The following is a 21489-nucleotide window of genomic DNA, read 5'->3' as shown; positions in this document are numbered from 1 at the left end:
CCTACCCGCACGCGAGCGCGTGCGAGCGCGTGCGAGTGCGTGCGAGTGCGTGCGAGTGCGTCAACCGCGCGATGCAGCGCGGCAGCACAGCGCCGTAGCCGTCTGCCCGCTGCGGCGTTAGGGTCCGCGCCGTGGCTGCTTCCATTCTACCCTTTGAGAAACCTGTCGCAGAGCTCATCGAGAAGGTGCGGGAGCTGCGCGCGCTCGCCGCGGCCGACCCGCGGTTCGAGCCGGAGCTCGCCCAGCTCGAGGACAACACGGGCCGGCTGGCGCGCGAGATCTTCGCGGGCCTCACGCCGATGCAGAAGGTGCTGCTCTCGCGGCACGCGAACCGGCCGTACACGCTCGATTACGTCAAGCGGCTCTTCACCGACTGGGTCGAGCTGAAGGGCGACCGGCGCTTCGCCGACGACTGCTCCATCGTCGGCGGGCTCGCGACCTACCACGGGCGGAGCGTCGTGCTGGTGGGCCACCAGAAGGGGCGCGGCGCGAAGGAGAACGTGAAGCGCAACTTCGGGATGCCGCACCCCGAGGGCTACCGGAAGGCGATCCGGCTCTACGAGATGGCCGACAGGTTCGGGCTCCCGATCCTGACGTTCATCGACACGATGGGCGCGTACCCGGGCATCGGCGCCGAGGAGCGCGGCCAGAGCGAGGCGATCGGCGCCGCGCTCGCCGCGATGGCGCGGGTCGGGGTGCCGATCGTGGCGACCGTCATCGGGGAGGGGGGCTCGGGCGGCGCGCTGGCGCTCGGCGTCGCCAACCGGGTGCTGGTGCTCGAGTTCAGCTGCTACTCCGTGATCTCGCCGGAGGGCTGCGCGGCCATCCTCTGGAAGGACGCGGCCCGCGCCGACGAGGCCGCGGCGCGGCTCAAGATCACCGCGCCGGACCTCCTGCAGCTCGGCGTCGTCGACACGGTCGTCGAGGAGCCGACCGGCGGCGCGCACCAGGACCACGACGAGGCCGCGGCGCGGCTCGACAAGGCGCTCTGGGCGACGCTCACGTCGATGGACGGGCTCAGCCCGGAGGAGCTCGTCGACGACCGGTACCGCAGGTTCCGCGGCCTCGGGTCGTTCGTCGGTTAGCTCGCCGGGGGGCGCTGCGGCTGGCTCTCCCCGGGCGCCAGGGCTATACGGCTCGCGGATGGACTACGGCAAGGCGCTGCGGACGCTGCTGCTCGTGGGCACCAGCGCCGTCGCCGCCGGCGTGGTCCTCCGCGTGCAGTCGAGGTTCAACGCCTCGGACCGCAGGGCGGCGCTCGGCATCGTGCAGCAGTACCGCCCGGAAGGCGGCCGCAGCGTGCCGGAGGCGATCGGCGCGCGGCACCCGGCAAAGGCGCCCGCCTGGAGCGCCTCCACCGAGTCGGCCTGCTTCCAGCACGTCCGGGTGCGCGCGACGATCGAGGGAGAGCCGCCGGTGCGCTACGACTTCCTGGTCGACATCAACGGTCCGTCGATCCACCCGGGCAACCGCGAGGGCGAGGCGATCCTCGCCGAGCTGACGCGCGCGCCGGCAGCGGCGGCGGCGGGGGCGCCGTGAGCGTCCGCGTCGCGCTGGTGGGCTGCGGGCGGTGGGGGGAGAAGATCCTCCGCGCGCTGTCGGAGAGCGCGCGGGCGCGCGTCGTCGCGGTGGCGGACGTCGATCGCGGCCGCCTCGCGCGGGCGCGCGCGCTCGCCCCGCGGGCGCGGCTCGTCCGCACGGTGGACGAGGCGCTGGCCGCGCGCGTGGACGCGGTGCTCATCGCGACGCCGGCGGCGAGCCACGCCGAGCTCGCGCTGCGCGCGCTCGAGGCCGGCGCCGATGTGTTCGTGGAGAAGCCGCTGGCCCTCTCCGCGGCGCACGCCGACCGCTGCGCCGCCCGCGCGGCGGCGCTCGGCCGGATCGGCATGGTCGGCCACCTGCTCCGCTACCACCCCTCCGTGGTGCACCTGGTCGCGCTCGCGCGCGAGCGGCGCCTCGGCGATCTCGTGAGCTTCAGCGCCGCGCGCCTGTCCACCGGCGGCGGCGGGGCCGCCTCCGCGCTCTGGACGCTCGGGCCGCACGACCTGTCGGTGCTCGCGGCGCTCGACCCGAGCCCGCTCGCCGAGGCGCGGGCCCACCTCTCGCCGGGCGGCGAGCGCGTCACGCTGGAGGCGCGCCTCGAGAGCGGCCTCGCCGCGCAGATCGAGCTCTGCTCGTCGAGCGCGACCAAGGAGCGGAGGCTCCGCGTCGCCGGCAGCGCGCGCGTCGCGGTCTTCGACGACGTGCGCGCGCCCGACCGGCTGCTGTTCCTGGACGGCCGCGGCGCCGCGGCGGGCGGCGAGCGCGGCGAGCGCGGCGCGCTCGCGCCGGCCGCGCACGAGCTGGAGGTGCCGTGGCGCGAGCCGCTCTCGGTGGAGATCGAGCATTTCCTCCGCTGCGTCGAGGAACGCACGCCGCCGCTGACGCCGCTCGACGAGGGCGCCGCGGTGGTGCGGACCCTCGAGCGCGTCGAGGCGACGCTCGCCCCCGTCGAGGCGCGAGCGGTCGCGGCGGGGTAGCGCCGGGCCGCGATCGGATCCGTGTCGCGGCGGGCCGCGCCCGTGGACGCCGGAGAGACCCCGGAGAGGAGAGCCCGCGGGCGCCTCTCGGCGGGCCTCTCGGCGGGGCGCTGCGGCGCGGCGGGAGCCGGCGGCCGGGCTCCGGAGCGCGGGAGGACGGGAACGCAGGGGAAAGCGGAGGCGCGCGCGGCTGGCGCCCGGCTGCCCTTTGCAGCGCCGGATCGGCGTGGTACTGCCGTCGGCTGGAAGGGTACGATGCCGCAGGATCCGAAGACCACTCCCACCCAGGTCAAGGCGCCGCACGGAGCGCGGGTGATGGAGATCCACTGGGCCGACGGGCACCGCGGCGTCCTTCCGCACGAGATCCTGCGCGGGTACTGCCCGTGCGCGAACTGCCAGGGGCACGGCGGGACGATCAACTTCGTGCCCGGCGGCGACCTGAACCTCCGTGAGATCGAGCAGGTCGGCAACTACGCGCTCCAGTTCACGTGGGGAGACCGGCACGACTCGGGCATCTACACCTTCCGGTACCTGCGCTCGCTCTGTCAGTGCGACGAGTGCAAGCCGCAATTCCAGCCGCCCCACTCCAAGTGACAGCCCGCCGCGCGCCCAAGCCTCAAGCTGCTCCGAAGGCTCAAGCTGCTCCGAAGGCTCAAGCCGCTCCCCCGGCGCGCGCCGAGCGGCAGCTCGATCCGCTCCAGGTCGTCGACTCGTCCTTCGTCGCCGGCGCGGGCTTGCTCGCGTCGCTCCCCCCGCCCGTCAGCGCGGAGGTGGCGTTCGCGGGGCGCTCGAACGTCGGTAAATCGAGCCTCATCAACACGCTCGTCGAGCGCAAGGGCCTCGTCCGGACGAGCTCGAACCCCGGCTCGACGCGGCAGATCAACTTCTATGAGGCCCGGGCGCGCGACGGCGCGGTGTTCCAGCTCGTCGACCTGCCGGGGTACGGCTTCACCCACCGCTCGAAGTCCGAGAAGGCGGCGTGGGCGTCGCTGATCGAGGGATACCTGCGCGGGCGCGTCACGCTCGCCGCGGTGCTGCTCCTGGTCGACGCGCGGCGGGGGCTCGAGGAGGACGATCTCGAGCTCGTCCACTTCATCGAGGCGTCGCGCGACGCGGCCCGCCGGCCCGTGGAGCTGCTCCTCGTCGCGACGAAGGTCGACAAGGTGCCCCGCTCGTCGATCCGGCGCGCGCTGGATCAGCTGTCGTCCGCGGCCCCGCGGACGGCGGAGGGCGCCCTCCGCCGCGCGATCGGCTTCTCGTCGATCACCGGAGAGGGCAGGCGGGATCTGTGGCTCGCGATCCGGCGCGCGACGCAGCTCGGTGGCGTCGCGCCGCCGTCGAGCAGCGGTGCGCCCCCGCCGAGCGGCGGCGAGACGACCGGGGACGGATGAGCTTGCGCGGGTGCGAGACGTGCGCGGGACCAGCGCATCGCACCGCGGATCGGTGCCGATGGAGGTATTGACCCGCCCTCTGGCCCTCCATTAACGTGCGGCTCCTCCGGCTTCGCGGGGGAGTCACCAGAGCCGACAGTCACGCTGTCGCGCGGCGTTCGCAGTGCAGGGCGCGCGCGCCGGTCCAGGTACCCACCGGCTGACCCTACGATGCCCGACTACTCCGGCCAGGTCACGCACGTCCACGCGTCGCTGACGCCGCTCTGGTGGATCCCGCTCCTGCCGCTGCTCGGCGCGGCGGTGAACGCGCTGTTCGGCCGGGCCATGCAGCGGAGCGCGTTCGGTCGCGACGCGTCGAAGCGGCTCCACATCGGGAGCCTCGGCGTCACGCTCGTCGCCGTGGGCGCGATGCTGGGCGCGTTCCTGCTCGGGCTCGCGAACGTCATCCAGCTCGTCGGGCTCGCTCCGGGGGAACGCGCGCTCTACAGCTTCGCCTGGCAGATGGTCCGCATCGGGTCGCTCGACGCGAACTTCGCGTTCGTGATGGACCCGCTGAGCGGCCTCATGACGCTGATCATCACCGGCGTCGGCGCGCTCATCCACGTCTACGCGGCGTCGTACATGGAAGCGGAGCCGGCGTACTGGCGATTCTTCACGTACCTGAACCTCTTCGTCTTCTCGATGTTGCTCCTCGTCCTCGGGGACAACTTCATCGTGATGTTCTTCGGCTGGGAGGGCGTCGGCCTCTGCAGCTACCTGCTCATCGGGTTCTGGTACAGCGACTACAGGAAGGCCTCTGCCGGCATGAAGGCCTTTGTCGTGAACCGGGTCGGCGACTGGGGCTTCCTCTGCGGCCTCGCGCTCCTCTTCTGGGGTCTCGGCGCCAGGTGGCTCGACGACGGCCGGTTCCTCTCCGATTACCGCGCGCGCTTCATCGCGGTGGCCGCGGAGGCGCACGGCGAAGAGGGCGCCCCTGCCGCCCTCGCTGGCGACGGCGGAAGGGGCAAGGCGGGCGAGCGCAGGGCGGCGTCGCGCGCCGGCGCGAAGGGCTATCTCACCTTCACCGGCCACCCCGGCGCGCGCGTGTACCTCGGTATCGCCAGCGCCGCGCAGCTCGCCTCGAGCCCGCCGCCGTTCGCCGTCTCCCCCTTCCTCCGCAAGGAGATCGACGCCGGGGTTCACTCCGTGGTCATCGTGCCGGGCGACGGCGCCGTGGTCGCGGGCGACGGCCTCGAGATCGCGGCGATCGATCGCATGCGCGTCGAGCCGGGCCAGGAGGTCGTGGTGGCGACCGTCGGCTCGACGGTCACGTTCCGCGAGATCCACGACCAGCTCGTGATCAAGGACGCGAGCGGCAAGGCGTTCCTCAGGGATGCCCTCCAGTCGAAGACGGTGTGGGGCGGCGTCGCGCTGGTCACGCTGGCGTGCCTCTTCCTGTTCGTGGGCGCGGCCGGCAAGAGCGCCCAGCTCCCGCTCCATGTCTGGCTGCCCGACGCGATGGCCGGCCCGACCCCCGTCTCCGCGCTGATCCACGCCGCCACCATGGTCACGGCCGGCGTCTACATGATCGCGCGCCTCAGCTTCCTGTTCTCGCTGAGCCCGGCCGCCGGCGGCATCGTCGCGCTCGTCGGGGCCTCGACAGCGCTCTTCGCGGCGACGATCGGGTTCTTCCAGTACGACATCAAGAAGGTGCTCGCCTACAGCACGGTGAGCCAGCTCGGCTTCATGTTCATCGGGGTCGGCGTCGGGGCGTACTGGGCCGCCGTGTTCCACCTGATGACGCACGCCTTCTTCAAGGCCTGCCTCTTCCTCGGCTCGGGCTCGGTGATCCACGGGATGCACGCCGTGGAGCACGACGAGGCGGCGGCGCAGGACATGCGCAACATGGGCGGCCTCCGCCGCGTCATGCCGCGCACGGCGCGGGCCTACCAGGTGGCGTGTCTCGCCATCACCGCCGCGCCCATCCCGTTCTTCGCCGGCTTCTGGTCCAAGGACGAGATCCTCTGGAAGGCGTTCGGCGCCGAGAACACCGGCCCGATCCCGGGGCTGCTCCTCTACGTCATGGGCCTCGCCGCGGCGCTCGGCACCTCGTTCTACATGTGGCGGAGCTACTACCTGACGTTCGAGGGGCCGCACGCGCGCAAGGAGATCAAGAAGAAGGTCCACGAGTCTCCGGCGGCGATCACCTGGGTGCTCGCCGTCCTCGCGGCCCTGTCGGCGCTCTCCGGCGCGGTGTTCGGCTTCTCCAGCCACTTCGTCGGCGGCCACGGCGAGCCGCTGCTCGAGGCGTGGCTCCATCCGGTGTTCGCCCACGCGGAGGTCTCGTTCCAGCGCCACGGGCTGGGGCTCGAGCTCGCGCTGATGGCGCTCTCGGTCGGCGGCGCGATCTTCACCTTCTCGCTCGCCCGCTCTCGTTACGGCGAGCGGCGCTCGCCGCGCTGGGAGGCCGAGGAGCGGGGGCTCCCGGGCTTCCAGCTCCTCTCGAACAAGTACTACGTCGACGAGGTCTACGACGCGACGGTGGTGCGCGCCTTCCTGTCGCTGCGCCTCTTCTTCGCCGACATGGATCGGTGGATCGTCGACGGGCTCGTCAACGCCGTCGCGGTCGCGGCCCGCGCCGCGGCCTGGGTCACCGGCGCCATCGATCGGTACCTCGTCGACGGCGTCGTGAACGTCGTCGCCGAGGGCACGCTGAGCGCGGGAGAGAAGCTCCGCTCCCTGCAGACCGGGCGCATCCAGAGCTACATCTACTTCCTCCTGGGCGGCGTCGCCTTGTTCAGCATCGTTCATTATTTCCTGCGGTGAGCGGCGGATGTCGAACCTCTCCTTCGTCAACGTGCGCCGTGGATTCGCCCTCGCGACCCCGGCCAGGTCCACCTCGATGAAGCTCCTGCTCTCCCTCGTGGCCGCGCTCTCCGTCGTGCTCGGGGCGGCGCTGCCCGCGCTGGCGCAGGCGCTCGAGGCGCCGGGGGCGCTCGAGCCGCGCGGCCAGATCGCGCTGCGCGCGGAGGTCCCCGGCGCGCCGGTCGAGCTCACCGCGAGCGGGCCTGACCACGTCGGCTCGTTCGCGATCGAGAACCGCGGCGACGGCCCGCTCAGGGTGACGCGGGTGATCGTGCGCACGTCGCCCGACGATCCGCGCGTCCCGCCGGGCGTGAGCGCGGAGCTCGAGGGCGGCGGCACCGCGGCGACCGTCCCGCCGGGCGCGAGCCGGAACGTCGTGGTCCGGTGGAGGACCGCGGGCGTGCGCGCGCGCGAGCTCTACGGGCACGTCGTCGTCGAGTCGGACGCTGTCGGGGCCGGCGCGGCCGGCGTGCTGGAGACAGCGCGGACGCTCGCGATGGGCATCCACGCGGAGCGCGGGCGCGGCCTCGGCTTCGTCGGCGACCACATCCTCTCGATCATCACGTTCCTGCCGCTGCTCGGGGTGGTCGCGGTCTTCGTCGCGCACCTCCTGCGCTACCAGGACGACCGGAAGCTCCGGCTGCTGACCGTCGTGCTGATGGGCGTGAACCTCGTCCTCGCGGCCTGGCTCTACGCCCAGTTCGACCGGGGCTTCACCAGCGCCGACGGGAACGACGGCTACCAGTTCATCGAGCACGGCGTGTGGATCCGCTCGCTGAACGTCGAGTACTTCGTCGGGGTCGACGGCGTGTCGATCTCGATGGTGCTCCTGACCGCGCTGATCTCGTTCGTGGGCGCGCTCGCGAGCTACAGCGTCCACGATCAGCTCAAGGGCTATTTCGCCATGTACAACCTCCTCGTCACGGGGATGTTCGGCGTGTTCATCGCCCTCGACCTGTTCCTCTTCTTCGTCTTCTGGGAGGTGATGCTCCTGCCGATGTACTTCCTCATCGGCATCTGGGGCGGGCCGCGGCGCGAGTACGCGGCGATCAAGTTCTTCCTCTACACGCTGGCCGGCAGCGTCTTCATGCTGCTCGCGTTCATCTGGTTCTACCTGAACGCCGGCCACACCTATCTGGTCGACGGCCAGGCGACCGAGCGCATCTTCTCGATCCCGGAGCTCTCGCGCGTCGCCTGGACGGCGCAGGGGCTGGACATCCTCGGCGTCGCCGCGGTGAAGGTGGTCTGGATCTGGCTCTTCATCGGGTTCGCCATCAAGATCCCGATGTTCCCGTTCCACACCTGGCTGCCGGACGCGCACGTGGAGGCGCCGACGGCGATCAGCGTGATCCTCGCGGGGGTGCTCCTCAAGATGGGCACCTACGGCATCCTCCGCATCAACTTCACGCTGCTGCCCGAGGCGACGCAGTGGGCCGCGCCGGCGATGGCGGTGTTCGGGGTGATCAACATCCTCTACGGCGCCTTCTGCGCGATGGCGCAGAGCGACCTGAAGAAGCTCGTGGCCTACTCCTCGGTCAGCCACATGGGCTTCACCTTGCTCGCGCTCGGCGCGATGACGCCGCAGGGCATCCAGGCCTGCCTCGTCCAGATGTTCAACCACGGCCTGATCACCGGGATGCTCTTCACCCTGGTCGGCGTGGTCTACGACCGCGTGCACACCCGCGACATCGACAGGTTCGGCGGCCTCGCCTCGGAGATGCCGCTCTACACGGCGCTCGTGGGTTTTGCGTTCATGGCGTCGCTCGGCCTGCCCGGCCTGTCCGGCTTCTGGGGCGAGGCGATGACGTTCATCGGCGCCTTCCCGCGCTACCGCGGCCTCACGATCCTCGCCGCCGTCGGCGTGATCGTCACCGCGGCGTACCACCTCTGGGCGCTCCAGCGGATGTTCCTCGGCACGTTCCGCGCGTCGTGGCGGCAGAGCAAGTACCTCGAGCCGTTCGGCGGGAAGTTCCCGGAGATCAGCAGGCGAGAGCTCGCGTCCGTCGCGCCGCTCGCGGCGCTGGTCCTCCTCCTCGGCTTCTGGCCGCGCCCGCTGCTCAGCCTCATCGACCGCGGCGCCCTCGAGGTGCACCGCCTCGTCGACAGGCCGGGGCAGTCCCAGATCGCCGGCGTGCCCGGCACGCCCGGCGCGGACAGCGCCGCGTCCGCCCGCGCGGGCGCCCCGAGCGAGGGCGCCGCGGCGGGCCGGGGCGCCCTCGCCAGCGCCAGATAAGCCGTGGAAACCCGCACGCTCGACAACGTCACGCTCGACAACGTGGAGAGCCTCGCGTACTTCGCGCCGGAGCTCGGCCTCATCGCCGCCGTCCTGCTGCTCGTCGCGTGGGACCTCGCGGCGCCGGCGCGCCTGAAGATCGGCGGCCTCGTCGTCCTCAGCCTGGCGGCGCTCGGCTGGTCGGGCGGGGTGGGCGCGTACTTCCTGGCGAGCGACGCCGGCGCGCTCAACCTCTTCCACGGCCTGCTCGCGTTCGATCGCTTCTCGAACCTGTTCCGCGTGCTCTTCGCGCTCGTCACCGCGGCGATCGTCCTCTTCGCGGTGCCGCCCTCGAGGGAGCCGGGGGTCGAGCCCGAGCTCCGGCGCGAGCCGGGCGAGTTCTTCACGCTGATCCTCGTGCTCTCGCTCGGCATGAACCTGATGGCGGCGAGCCGCCACCTGCTGCTCATCTACCTGTCGCTCGAGCTCGTCAGCGTCATCAGCTTCGTGCTCGCGGGGTTCAAGATCAACGACGCGAAGTCGAGCGAGGCGGCGCTCAAGTACGTCATCTTCGGCGGTGTCGCGTCGGGGATCATGCTCTACGGGATGAGCTGGATCTTCGGCATCACGGCGTCGATGCGCCTCGGCGAGTGCGCGGCGCGGATCGCCGCGCTCACGGCGCAGCAGGGCAGGGTGCCCGAGGTCGTCTTCGTCGGCGTGGCCTGCATGCTCGCGGGCTTCGGTTACAAGATCAGCGCGGTCCCGTTCCACATGTGGACGCCGGACGTGTACGAGGGCGCGCCGACGCCGGTGACGGCGTTCCTCTCGGTCGGCCCGAAGGCGGCCGGCCTGGCGGTGCTGGTCCGCTTCTTCTGGGACGCGCTCGGCGCCGGGGGCGCGTCGCCCGCCGTCGAGACGCCGTGGCCGGTGCTCGCCGGGTGCCTGGCGATGGCGACCATGACCGTCGGCAACCTCTCGGCGCTCGGGCAGGAGAACGTGAAGCGCATGCTCGCCTACTCGAGCATCGCGCACGCCGGCTACATGCTGCTCGGCTTCTCGGTGTTCAGCGACGCCGGCGTCGCCGCGATCGTCTTCTACGTCGTCGCGTACTGCTTCATGAACCTCGGCGCGTTCCTCGTGGTGATGGCCGTGGCCGAGAGGAACGGCGGGGACGAGACGCTGGCCGCGTTCCGGGGGCTCGGGCGCCGCGCGCCGCTCGTCGCGGCGGCGATGGCCATGTTCCTCGTCTCGCTCACCGGCCTGCCCCCGATGGCCGGCTTCGTCGGCAAGTTCTACCTCTTCTCGGCGCTGATCTCCGCCGGGGGCACGTGGAACTGGGTCGTCGCGGTCGTCGGCGTGCTGAACAGCGTGATCTCGCTCTTCTATTACGCGCGCGTCCTCCGCGCGATGTACCTCGAGCAGGGCGAGCGCACCGAGACCGCGCCCGTGCGGCGTCTCCTTGGCGCGATGACGTGCGCGCTCGCGATTCCGACCCTGCTGCTCGGGATCTACTGGGGTCCCGTTTACGATCTCGTGGCCAGGTCCCTGACAATCGTGCGTTGACGGCGCGTTGACGGCGCGTTGAGGGCGCGTTGACGGCGCGTTGAGGGCGCGTTGAGGGCGCGTTGACGGCGCATTGACGACATGTTGACGGCACGCCGGCCGAGCGTTGACTGCTTGTTGACCGCGCGTTGCCGCGCGCCGAGCGCGCCCTGCGCTGCCGGCGCCCTCCGGCCGGCGCGCTCGCCGGAACGCACGCGGCGGTATCGATCTCCCGGCGATCCTTGCTAGTGTGCGCGCGCGTGGCCACGACGCAGGACGCGAGCTCTCCAGAGGAACGCTTCACGCGGGGGGTGCGCCTCGTTCCGGGCGGCCTCGACATCGGCGGCAAGCTGGTCCCGCTGTACGCCGGCAGCCTGCACTACTGGCGGCTCGACCCGCCGGACTGGCGCGCCTGCCTGGAGGCCACGCGCGCGCTCGGCGTCCGCCTGATCGACATCTACGTGCCCTGGGCCGTCCACGAGACCGGGCCGGGCCAGTTCGATTTCGGCGCGCTCGATCCGCGCCGCGACGTGGGCGCCTTCCTCCGCCTCGCGCACGAGCTCGGCTTTCACGTCATCGCCCGCCCGGGCCCGCACATCAACGCGGAGCTCACCGGGTTCGGCATCCCCGAGCGCATCCTCTGGGACCCGAGCTGCCAGGCGCGCTCGGCGCGGAACAACCCGGTCGTGCTCCCGATGCTGCCGTACGGGTTCCCGGTGCCGAGCTACGCGAGCGACGCGTTCCACGACGAGGTCGCCCGGTACTTCCACGCGCTCGCCCCGGTGCTGAAGCCGCATCTCTATCCGGACGGGCCGATCGTGCTCGTCCAGATCGACAACGAGGGCGCGCTCTACTTCCGCGACGGGGCGTACGACCAGGATTACCACCCCGACGCGATCTCCCTGTACCGCGGCTTCCTGCGCGAGAAGTACCGCACGATCGAGGCGCTCCAGCGCGCGTACGCGAAGCGGCCGGAGCCCCCGCCGGAGGGCGTCGCGGCCGAGGACGCCGGGGCCGCGCTCCTGCGCGCGGTCGCCCGCGAGCGCGCGCCGGTCGAGGAGGACGACCTGCGGTTCGCGACGATCACGCCGCCGGTCGCCTTCGACGCCGAGACGCCGGCCGACCTCGCGCGCCACCTCGACTGGAGCGAGTTCCACGAGCACCTGCTCGAGGTCGCCATGGGCCGCTTCGCGAAGGCGCTCTCCGCGGCCGGCGTCGACGGCCTGCCCACGATGCACAACTTCCCGATGGGACAGGAGGCGACGCCGCTCAACTCGGCCCGCATCTCGCGCGTCGTCGACCTCGTCGGCCTCGACTACTACAGCGTCGCGAGCCCGAGCAGCCGCCAGATCATCGCTCGCCGCACGAGCGAGCTCGCCGTGCGCTGCGAGGCGCTCTCGCTGCCGCCGTTCGCGTGCGAGATGGGCGCCGGCTTCCCGCCGTTCTTCCCGCCGCTCGAGGAGCGCGACAGCGTCTTCGTGATGATGGCCGCGCTCGCCTACGGGCTGCGCGGGTACAACATCTACATGGCGGTCGAGCGCGATCGCTGGATCGGCGCGCCGATCGATCCGCACGGCCGCCCGCGCCCGTTCGCCGCCTTCTGGCGGAAGCTCGCCGCGGCCCTCGAGGCGACGCAGTTCCACACGCTCCGCCGCCCCGCGCCGGTGCGCATCGTCACGCCGCGCACCGAGCGCCGGCTCACCCGCGTGATGCACGCGTTCGGCCCGCTGACGGGGGCTTTCTTCTCGATCCTGAACTTCGGCGCGCGCGATCGCTGCCTCGAGGACGACCTCGGCCTCGGCTACCCGCTCGCGGTGGAGTCCGACACGTTCGTGCGCGCCTTCGAGGAGGCGCTCGACGCGCGCGGCGTCCCTTACGCTCACGTGGGGGGCGAGGATCGCGACACCTCGCTCGCCGGGGCGCGCTGGATCATCTGCGCCACCTCGGGCGGCCTGAGCCCGGAGCTGTTCGCGCGGCTCGAGTCGGCGGCAGGGCAGGGGACGCTGATCACGCTCGGCCCGCGCGAGCCCGCCTTCGACGGCGCCTTCCGCCAGCTCCCGCAGCCCTACGACCTGAAGCGGCTCCTCGCCCCTGGCCAGAACCTGCCGGCGCTCCTCCAGGACGACCCTGCCGCGGCGGACTCCGCGGTGTCGCGCGCCATCGACGCGCTCGGCCTGCCGACCTTCGCGTGCGATCCCGGCAGCGTGTTCGCCACGCTGCACGAGGACGCCTCCGGCACCCCGCGGGTGCTCTTCCTGCTGAACCCCGAGGACGCGGACGTGGTGGCGCGCGTCACCGTGCGCGCGGCGCGCGGCCGCGATGTGCTGGACGACGCGCAGTTCGAGGCGCGGCGCGGGGCGCTGGAGGTGCGGCTCATGCCGCGCACCGTGCGCATGCTGGCGCTGGAGTAGCGGGCGCGCCGGAGCGCGAGCGTGGCTTTTCTCGATGCCTCCTCGCCGTGTCGAGGGGGCGTCGATCGGGCGCTTGCCTCCTGAGCGTCGGATGGCTTCGATGCAACGGTCTTCAGATGAATTGAACCATCAAGAACGCCAAGAGAAGAATTCTTGGGACCTTGGCGTTCTTAACGGTCTTCAGATGAAGAGGGTTTGAACCGCCAAGGACGCCAAGGACGCCAAGAAGAGATTCCTGGAGGAGCTCTTGGATCCTGGCGACCCAACCTTCATCTCTTGGTGTCTTGGCAGTTCAATCTTTCTCTCTTGGCGCCCTTGGCGCCCTTGGCGGTTCAATCTTCATCTCATGGCACCTCGACGGCCTCCGCCCTCCGGACCGCCGTGCCACGCGCCGCCTCCCGATCAGCGATCGAACCGCAGCGAGTTGCCCTCGGCGTCGCGGAAGCGGCCCATGCCGATCATGAGCATGTCGATCAACGACCAGATCCCGAGCCCGCCGCACGTGAGGAGCTTGGCGATGCCGAGCCCGGTCTGGCCGAGGTAGAAGCGATCGGCCCCCAGGGGCCCCAGGAAATAGGAGAGCAGGAAGAGCGTCGACTGGCTCCTGGTCGGGTAACCGACGGGCGCGTCGCGCTTGAGCACGAGGCCCTGGGCGTCTCGCATGGATCCCGTGCCGATCAGGACCATATCGATGAAGCTCCAGAAGCCGAATCCACCGCACGTGAGCAGCTTCAGGAGACCAAGCCCGGTCTGGCCGAGGTAGAAGCGATCGACGCCGAAGATCCCGAGAAACGTCGCGAGCAGGAAGGCTGTTGCCTGGTCCTTGTCGGAGTAGACCTGCATCGGGCCGGGCTGGGACGGTCCGCCGCCGTAGCCAGGCGGCGGACCCCACCCACCCCCCGGCGGCGCGCCCTGTCCTCCGGGCGGCGGACCCCACCCACCTCCCGGCGGCGCGCCCTGTCCTCCGGGCGGCGGGCCCCATCCACCCCCCGGCGGCGGGTATCCGCCTCCTGGCGGCGGGTATCCGCCTGCCGAGGAAGCACCGCCGCCGGGCGTCACGCCCTGGCCGCCTGGCGGGCTCGACCCCCAGCCCCCGCCGTTGCCCCAGCCTCCGTTCCCCCAGCCGTTGCCTCCGGGCGGGAGCCCGCCACCGCTCGTGCTCATCCTTGCTTCCTCCAGCTGACGTGGCGGCGGCGGCTGCCGTGAGCCTCCGCGGTCGTCGGCCGAGCTTGACTGTATCCCGGAATCCGCACGTTGCGCTCGTGTAACGCGGAAATCGCTGGTGTATGGCGGAGGCGCACCCTACCTTGGGCGCGCAACGAGCCGCCGAGGGCGGCGTGCAGACAAGCGCACACGACAATGCAGGATACCCAGTCCGATCGATGGCTGTCGTTTACCCTCCGGGCGGGGCTCGTCGCGCTGTTCTTCTGGATGGTGAAGGGACTGCTCGTCCCGGTCCTCCTCGGCGGGCTGGTCGCGCTCCTCGTCTCCCCGCTCCAGCGCCGCCTCGCGCCTCGACTCGGCCGCTTCCGCAAGTCCGCGCCGGCGATCTCGACGGTCGGCGTGATCATCCTCGTGTGTATCCCCCTGGCGGTCATCATCATCGAGGCTTCCGCCTCGATCAGCCGCTTCTTCTCCCGGGACTGGTCCAGCACCATCGAGCGCGTCCAGGGCCTCCTCAACGACGGGCGGATCACCGGCCTCCTCAACCGGGCCGGCCTCTCCGGGGATGACGTCCGCAACTACGTGAGCGACCTGTTCCAGCGGGTGGGCAGCTCCATCGCGGGCTTCGCGGGGGGCATGGTCGCCGCGGTGCCGCAGACGATCGTCGACGCCTTCCTGTTCACCGTGGCGCTTTACTACCTGCTCCGCGACGGCGGCCTGCTGCTGCGCTGGCTGCTCACGCAGTCGCCGTTCAGGCACGAGGAGACCGACGTCCTCTTCGCGTCGATCCAGGACACGGTGCACGGCGCGGTCCTCGGCCTGCTCGCGACGTCGGCCGTCCAGGGGATATTGACCACGATCGCGCTCTTCGTCTTCAAGGTGCCGGGCGCGTTCCTGTTCGGCCTCCTCGCCACGCTGCTCTCGCTCGTGCCCATGCTCGGGACCACGCCGGTGACGCTGGGCGCCGCCGTCTACCTGTTCATCGTCGGACGCGTCGGCGGCGGCATCGGCATGTGCGTCGCGGCCGCCCTGATCGGGCTCTCGGACAACGTGATCCGGCCGTGGGTCCAGAGCTCGCACGGCGGGATGCACCCGCTCATCGCCCTGCTCAGCATCTTCGGCGGCCTCGAGCTGTTCGGCGCCGCGGGAATCTTCATCGGTCCGGTCGTCGCCGCCATCGTGCTCTGGGCGGTCAACACCCGCGGGACCATGCCGCCGTCGAGCCTCCCGCCCGGGCTGCTCGCCTCCCAGCCGCCGCCCTCGTTCGGGCCGACCTCGCGGCCGCCGCCGGGCGGCTCGCGGCCGCCGCCGGGCGGCTCGCGACCGCCGCCGGCCTGAGGCGGGGCGCGCGCGCCGCCGGCCTGAGGCGGGGCGCGCGCGCCGCGCTCACCCGGGCGCGGGGCGGCGCGCCGATCGCCCATCGCGCTCACCGGGGCGGCGCGCCGATCGCCCATCGCGCGCCGCGCTCACCAGCGCTCGATCCGGTACCCGCGCCGCTCGGCGACCCGGCGCAGCCTGGGATCGGGGTTCACCGCGACCGGCACCGCGACGAGCTCCAGGAGCGGCAGGTCGCTGATGCTGTCCGTGTAGAACGTCGCGTCCTCCAGCTGGAACCCCTGCGCTTCGGCCAGCGCCCGGGCGCGCGCGACCTTGCCCTCCCCGAAGCAGAGCGGAGGCTCGGCGCGGCCGGTGAAGCGCCCGCGATCGTCGACCTCGAGCACGCTCGAGACGAGGTGCTCGATCCCGAGCCGCCTGGCCAGCGGGTGGGAGGCGTAGCGGGACGCCCCGGTCACGATGGCGCAGAGATCTCCTGCTGCCTTGTGCCGCCTCACGGCCTCGCGCCCCGCGTCGGCGATGTGCGGCTCGACGTGGAGCCGGAACCAGTCGTCGCAGCGGGCCGCGAGGACCGTCTCGGGCATGCCCCGGAACGCGAGCAGCGCCTGCTCGGCGACCTTCGCGGCGTCGAGCACGCCGAGCGTGTATTGCCCGACCCAGTAGAGGGTCTTCAGGAGATCGCGCGTCGTCGCCTCGCCGATCTGGCGCTGGTACTTCACGTAGAGGCTCGCCGTCTCCTTGCGCAGCAGCGTGCGGTCCATGTCGAACAGCGCCGCGCGCCGGCGCGCCGCGCGGCCGTCCCGCGGCGCGCCGCCGTCCTGCCGCCCCGGCGCGGGGTCGCTGCGCGGGCGGCCCGGCGCCGGCTCGTCGGACGAGGTGCTCACGGCGAATGACCGTAACCGGTGGCGAGGGTGAGGGAGAAGAGGTTGCACGCCGCGTGGAACAGGAGCGGCGCCCCGATGCCGCCGGTGCGCGCCCGCAGCCACCCGAAGAGCAGCGCGGGGAAGAAGACGGCGAGCCGGGCGGGGTGCAGGATCGTGAGCACGTGACCGAGCGCGAAGATCGCCGCCGAGATGAGCCATGCCGGGCCGAGCGTCGCGCCGAGGACGCGGACGCGCGGCGGGAAGACGCGGTCGAGGGCGCTCTGGAGGTAGCCGCGGAAGAACGCCTCCTCGGGCAGCGCGATCACGAGCAGCTGCGCGGCGACCTCGTCGGCGGAGGGCGGGCGCAGCACGAACGGCGAGGTCACGCCCCAGTACAGCCGGTAGCCGAGCCAGAACGGCGGGAAGACGATCGCGGCGACCAGGGCCGCCCAGGCGACGGCGCGGAGCGCGGCGCCCGCGAGGCGCGCTGCCGACAGCGGCACGGGCTCGAGGATCCCCCCGAGCGACAGGCCGTGGGCGCGGATCGTCACCTCGTCGTACCGCAGCACGAGCCAGAACGTCGCCGCGAGGAACGTGAGGCCCACGAGGGTGCCGGCGTAGCTCTTCGGGGCCGCGTAGGACACCGCCGTCACCGCCGCGGTGGTGATGGCCGCGGCGAGGAGCGCGCGCGGGGCGGTCGGCTCCGGGGGCCGCGCGCGCTCGCCGTCGAGCGCGCTCGCGTCGCTCGCACCGGGCGCCTCGCCGCCGGATTGGGGGGGCACGTCGCGGCTCGGGTCGATGGGCGTCGGCGGTTGCAAGGCGTGCTCGTCGCGGGGGGGGGCGCGCGCGGGGATCGCGGCGCTGCGGGGATCGCGGCGCTGCGGGTTTCGCGGCCGCGCGCCCAGCGTAGCCGCGACCACGCCGCTCCGCGACGGTCAGCGCTGCGGGGGCGCGCCGCGGGCGCTGCTCACAGGTCCAGCCTCCGCCCGATTTCTAGCCTTCCGACCCGGTCACGTTAGAGTGCGGCCGCTGTGGCGTTTTCCCGTCTTCGCTGCCTCCTGAAGCCGCTGGCCTGCGCGCTGCTCGCGTCCATCGCGACGCTCGGTCCGGCGTCCGCGACGGCCGCGTCGCCGTTCCTCGTGACGCCGGAGGCGAGCATCGCCGAGGCCTCGCCGGCGTACCGCTACGCCAACATGACGGACGACGAGGCGCTGGCCGAGCTGGATCGCCGGAAGATCCTGTACCTCAAGGTCGATCGCGCGCCCGGGGTGCGCGCGCCGATCCGGCTCACGGGCCGGCTGAACGGCGTGAACTTTCATTCGGTGCTCCCGCCCGAGCAGCGCGTGACGAGCGTCTTCGAGATCCTCGACGCGCGCCTCGCGCTGGCGCTCGACGATTTCGCGGCCGTGCTCGCGCGACACGATATCGACGAGGTCGTCCATTACACGATGTATCGGCCCAACGTGCCGATGCCGGGCCGTGAGGGCGCGGACGACGAGGGAGAGCACGGGCACGCGATCGCCCAGGCAGCGGGCGCGGACAGCGCCGTCCGCAAGGAATCGACGAAGCCCGCGACGCCCGTCTCGCTCGGCGAGAAGGGGGAGCTCGACGGGACATCGAAGGCGCCCGAGGAGCCGCCGCGGCGCCTCAAGGAGAAGGGCGCAGCGGAGGCCGCGCCGAAAGAGAAGGGCGCAGCAGCGGAGGCCGCGCCGAAGGGGAAGGGCGCAGCAGCGGAGGCCGCGCCGAAGGAGAAGGGCGCAGCAGCGGAGGCCGCGCCGAAGGGGAAGGGCGCAGCAGCGGAGGCCGCGCCGAAAGAGAAGGGCGCAGCAGCGCAGGGCGCACCGAAGGAGACGGGCGCAGCAGCGGAGGCCGCGCCGAAAGAGAAGGGCGCAGCGGCGCAGGGCGCGCCGAAGGAGACGGGCGCCGCGCAGGCCGCGCCGAAGGAGACGCGCGCCGCGGAGGCCGCGCCGAAGGAGAAAGCCGCCGCTCCCATGACGCCGGGCCCTCGGGCGCGGGTGACCGCGGCGCGCAGCGGCCCGGTAAAGACCGCCGGCAAGGCCGGAGCGCGGCGCGCCGGCCGCCGCAAACCCGCGGGATCGACCGGGGCCTCGGCGTCTCCGGTCAAGCGCCGTGGCGATGTCGCGCTGCGCACCGACGCTGGGCAGAAGCCGCGTGGATACGTCGCCCCGCGCACGGAAGCTGGGCAGAAGCCGCGTGGAGACGTGGCGCTGCGCACTGGCGCGGGACAGAAGCCCCGCGGCACGTGGGCTCCGCCTGGCACGCGTCACCCCGCGGGCCTGGCCATCGACGTCGGCGCGCTCAAGAAGCGCGACGGCACCTGGATCAGCGTGGCGCGCCACTTCCACGGCCGGATCGGGGACAAGACCTGCGGCGACGGGGCGCCCCAGCCCGAGCTCCCCGAGGCGCGTGAGCTCCGGTCGATCGTGTGCGAGGCGGCCGATCTCGGGATTTTTACCTACGTGCTGACGCCCAACTTCAATGCGGCGCACGTCGACCACTACCATATGGAGATCAAGCCGGGCGTCCGGTGGTTCCTCTATCACTGAGCGCAAGCCGCGCGCAGCATTCCGCTGTACAGCCCTGAAACGGCGCGCAGCGCGCGCCACTGCACATCCGTTGATTGCGCGTTTTTTGGTGGGTTGAGCGGTTTGTGCGCGCAACTTTCGCCGTGAGAGCGACGATCCCCTTCCCGAACGAAGGCGCCGGCTCTCCGCCGCGCGCCCCCGCAAGGGAGGTCGACGGACATGGTGCAAAAAAAAGAAGGACAGCCGCTCCCGGGGACCTCGTACCGCCTGCTCCGGAGGATCGGGTCAGGCTCGTGCTCCGAGGTCTTCGAGGTGCTCGGGCGCCGCGGCCAGCTGCGCGCGCTCAAGCTGCTCCGCGCCATGCACGAGGGGTCGAGCGAGATCGGCGCGCGCCTCGTCCAGGAGGGGCGCGCCCTCTCGGCGCTCAGCCACCCGCACATCGTGAAGGTCGAGGAGGTCGGCGTGACGAGCGACGGCCGGCCGTTCCTCGTGATGCCGCGCCTCTTCGGCGAGACGCTGCGCGAGCGGCTCGACGCGCGCGGGCCGCTCGCGACGCCCGCCGCCGTGCGCATCGCCATCCAGGTGCTCGGCGGGCTCGCGGCGACGCACCGGGCCGGCATCATCCACCGCGACATCAAGCCGGCGAACGTGTTCCTCGCGCAGGTGAGCGGCGATGAGCGCGGCGCCGACGACCTGGAGTGCGCGCCGGGCACGCCGGGCGCGCCCGAGATCGAGCACGCGGTGCTGATCGACTTCGGCATCGCGAAGGTGAGCTGCGACGGGCTGGAGCCGTCGACGGGCTCGAACGTCCTCGGCACGCCGCGCTACCTCTCCCCGGAGCAGATCCGCGGCGAGGAGGTCGACGCGCGCACCGACGTGTACGCGGTCGGGCTCTTGCTGTTCGAGGCGATCACGGGGCGCGGCCCGTTCCCGGTGGTCGACTCCATGGCGGTGATGCGGGCGCACCTCCACACGCCGGCGCCGCGGCTCCGCTCGCTCCTCTGGGTACCTCCGGCGCTCGACCACGCGGTCGCGCGCGCCCTCGAGAAGGACCCGGCGCTCCGCTGGCAGACGGCCGACGCGATGGCCGCCGCGCTGGCCGAGGCGCAGGGCGAGAACGGCGGCAGGGAGACGCCGGCCGACGGCGGCGCGGGGCGGCCGGCCCCGCCGGGCGGCGAGCGCAGCGCGCGGGCGCAGCTCGCGGTTGGGGCGGCGCGATGACCTGCTCGCTGGAAGCGCGCTCCGAGGCGGGCACCTTGCTGTACACGCGCGGCACCTTGCTCGCGCCGAGCGCTCCCCTCGCGGGGCAGCGCCGCGCGCTGGTCGAGGGCGAGCCGTCCGGAGACGCGCGGCGCGCGCGGCGCGCGCGGTGCCACGGCGCGCTGGTCGAGGGCGAGCCGCTCCCGGGCACGCCGTACGCCGTGGTGCGCCTGCTCGGTCAGGGCGGCATGGGCGAGGTGTACGAGGTCGAGCACCTCGAGCTCGGCCGGCGGTTCGCGGTGAAGCTGCTGCACCGGAGCCACGCTGGCCGACTCGACCTCTCGGCGCGCATGCGGGCCGAGGCGCGCGCGATCGCCCGGCTGCGCCACCGGAGCCTCCCGGAGGTGTTCGACCTCGGCGCGACCGAGGGCGATCGCCCCTACTTCGCCATGGAGCTCCTCGAGGGGCGCGACCTCCGGACCGAGCTCGCGCGCCTCGGCGTGGTCGCGGTCCCGACCGCGCTCGGCCTGGTCCTGCAGGCGCTGTCCGCGCTGTCGCTCGCGCACGCGGAGGGCATCGTCCACCGCGACCTCAAGCTCGAGAACCTGTTCCTGTGCGACGACGGCACCCTCAAGGTCCTCGACTTCGGCGTCGCGAAGCTCCTCCACGACGGCGCCTCGCTGACCGCCCCGGACGCGGTCATCGGCACGCCGAGGACGATGGCGCCCGAGCAGTGCGCCGCGCAGCCCATCGACCCGCGCGCCGACATCTACGCGATGGGCCTCGTGCTGTACGAGCTCGTCGCCGGGCGAGGCCCGTTCGACGAGCTGCGCGGCCGGCGCGACGCGCTCCGCCTCGCGCATTGCGAGCGCGAGCCGCCCCCGCCGTCGCGCCTCGCGCCGCAGCCGATACCGGCCGCGCTCGAGCGGCTGATCCTGCGCGCGATCGCGAAGGCGCCGGAGCACCGCTTCCAGACGGCCGCCGACATGGAGGCCGCCGTGCGCCGGCTGTACGAGGGCGCGCGATCCAGCGCGGCGCCGGCGCCTTGCCGAGCGCGCGAGCTCACGCCGACGGCGAGCGACGTCCCCGCGGTCGGCTCGAGCGCGGACGGAGAGACGCGCGTCGACGCGTCCGCGCCGCGCCGGCCGTCGCCCGCCCCGCCGAGCCGTGGCAGGGCCGTCGCCGCGCGGCTCGCTCACCGCCCGCGGGCGCGCTCGCGGTGGCGGGCGCGTCCAGCGCCGCGCGCTGCCCGCGCCGCGTCGCGCATCGCCGCGCTCGGGGTGTGCGCGCTCGCCCTCGCGTCCGCGGCGCTCGTGCTCGCGCTCGCGCAGCGCTGGCTTCCCGGGAGCGCAGACCCCGCGTCGGCGCCGCCTCCCGCGCGCGCCGCGGTGCAGGTGCGCTCGGCTGTAAGGTAGCCCCGCCGCGCTCGTTCTCCGGTCGACACCGCACTGCGGAGTGGAGG

Annotated in this window: 16 protein-coding genes; 13 read left to right on the top strand and 3 right to left on the bottom strand. The window is 72.7% G+C overall.

Annotated features, from left to right (window positions below):
* Positions 1 to 131: 131 nt before the first annotated feature.
* The 9 genes from WME85_RS45300 (at position 132) to WME85_RS45260 (ending at position 12919) form a co-directional block, all read left to right on the top strand.
* Positions 132 to 1085, top strand: a complete 954-nt coding sequence (locus WME85_RS45300; RefSeq protein ID WP_437830519.1) for an acetyl-CoA carboxylase carboxyltransferase subunit alpha — start codon at positions 132 to 134, stop codon at positions 1083 to 1085.
* A gap of 58 nt (positions 1086 to 1143) precedes the next feature.
* Positions 1144 to 1539, top strand: coding sequence for a hypothetical protein (locus tag WME85_RS45295; protein WP_437830516.1), 396 nt, complete (start codon positions 1144 to 1146; stop codon positions 1537 to 1539).
* Entirely contained in the window at positions 1536 to 2519 is a 984-nt protein-coding gene (locus WME85_RS45290; protein WP_437830513.1) for a Gfo/Idh/MocA family protein, read from the top strand. Before WME85_RS45295 ends, WME85_RS45290 begins: the two co-directional genes overlap by 4 nt.
* A gap of 255 nt (positions 2520 to 2774) precedes the next feature.
* The gene (locus WME85_RS45285; protein WP_436620287.1) at positions 2775 to 3113 is read left to right on the top strand and encodes a gamma-butyrobetaine hydroxylase-like domain-containing protein; all 339 of its coding nucleotides are present in this window, start codon (positions 2775 to 2777) and stop codon (positions 3111 to 3113) included.
* Positions 3110 to 3910, top strand: a complete 801-nt coding sequence (gene yihA, locus WME85_RS45280) for a ribosome biogenesis GTP-binding protein YihA/YsxC (RefSeq protein ID WP_437830511.1) — start codon at positions 3110 to 3112, stop codon at positions 3908 to 3910. The genes WME85_RS45285 and yihA overlap by 4 nt, the downstream gene beginning before the upstream one ends.
* Before the next feature lie 210 nt (positions 3911 to 4120).
* Positions 4121 to 6715 (top strand): NADH-quinone oxidoreductase subunit L, encoded by a 2595-nt coding sequence (locus WME85_RS45275; protein WP_437830508.1) that lies wholly within the window; start codon positions 4121 to 4123, stop codon positions 6713 to 6715.
* Between the two features lie 7 nt (positions 6716 to 6722).
* Entirely contained in the window at positions 6723 to 8987 is a 2265-nt protein-coding gene (locus tag WME85_RS45270) for a complex I subunit 4 family protein (protein WP_437830505.1), read from the top strand.
* A 3-nt stretch (positions 8988 to 8990) separates the two neighbouring features.
* Entirely contained in the window at positions 8991 to 10529 is a 1539-nt protein-coding gene (locus WME85_RS45265) for an NADH-quinone oxidoreductase subunit N (RefSeq protein WP_437830502.1), read from the top strand.
* 290 nt (positions 10530 to 10819) lie between these two features.
* The gene (locus WME85_RS45260) at positions 10820 to 12919 is read left to right on the top strand and encodes a beta-galactosidase (RefSeq protein WP_437830500.1); all 2100 of its coding nucleotides are present in this window, start codon (positions 10820 to 10822) and stop codon (positions 12917 to 12919) included.
* Positions 12920 to 13321: 402 nt separating this feature from the next.
* Here the strand turns inward: WME85_RS45260 and WME85_RS45255 are convergent, their stop codons facing one another.
* The gene (locus WME85_RS45255) at positions 13322 to 14083 is read right to left on the bottom strand and encodes a TM2 domain-containing protein (RefSeq protein WP_437830497.1); all 762 of its coding nucleotides are present in this window, start codon (positions 14081 to 14083) and stop codon (positions 13322 to 13324) included.
* 195 nt (positions 14084 to 14278) lie between these two features.
* On the opposite strand from WME85_RS45255, the gene WME85_RS45250 reads away from it, so the two are divergent.
* On the top strand, positions 14279 to 15421 hold the full coding sequence (locus WME85_RS45250) for an AI-2E family transporter (protein WP_437830495.1): 1143 nt from the start codon (positions 14279 to 14281) through the stop codon (positions 15419 to 15421).
* Between the two features lie 128 nt (positions 15422 to 15549).
* Here the strand turns inward: WME85_RS45250 and WME85_RS45245 are convergent, their stop codons facing one another.
* Both WME85_RS45245 and mrtC read right to left on the bottom strand, forming a co-directional pair.
* Entirely contained in the window at positions 15550 to 16302 is a 753-nt protein-coding gene (locus WME85_RS45245; protein WP_437830493.1) for an HAD family hydrolase, read from the bottom strand.
* Positions 16299 to 17099 (bottom strand): myxosortase MrtC, encoded by an 801-nt coding sequence (gene mrtC, locus WME85_RS45240; protein ID WP_437830490.1) that lies wholly within the window; start codon positions 17097 to 17099, stop codon positions 16299 to 16301. Before mrtC ends, WME85_RS45245 begins: the two co-directional genes overlap by 4 nt.
* Before the next feature lie 213 nt (positions 17100 to 17312).
* On the opposite strand from mrtC, the gene WME85_RS45235 reads away from it, so the two are divergent.
* The 3 genes from WME85_RS45235 (at position 17313) to WME85_RS45225 (ending at position 21442) form a co-directional block, all read left to right on the top strand.
* Positions 17313 to 18848, top strand: coding sequence for an extensin family protein (locus WME85_RS45235; protein WP_437830487.1), 1536 nt, complete (start codon positions 17313 to 17315; stop codon positions 18846 to 18848).
* A gap of 198 nt (positions 18849 to 19046) precedes the next feature.
* Complete coding sequence (locus WME85_RS45230) at positions 19047 to 20048, top strand: serine/threonine-protein kinase (protein WP_437830485.1); 1002 nt, start codon at positions 19047 to 19049, stop codon at positions 20046 to 20048.
* The gene (locus WME85_RS45225; protein WP_437830484.1) at positions 20045 to 21442 is read left to right on the top strand and encodes a serine/threonine-protein kinase; all 1398 of its coding nucleotides are present in this window, start codon (positions 20045 to 20047) and stop codon (positions 21440 to 21442) included. Before WME85_RS45230 ends, WME85_RS45225 begins: the two co-directional genes overlap by 4 nt.
* Positions 21443 to 21489 lie beyond the last annotated feature (47 nt).

Source organism: Sorangium sp. So ce1153 (assembly GCF_051521595.1).
GTDB lineage: Bacteria > Myxococcota_A > Polyangia > Polyangiales > Polyangiaceae > Sorangium.
This window is presented reverse-complemented; position numbering and strand designations above follow the sequence as displayed.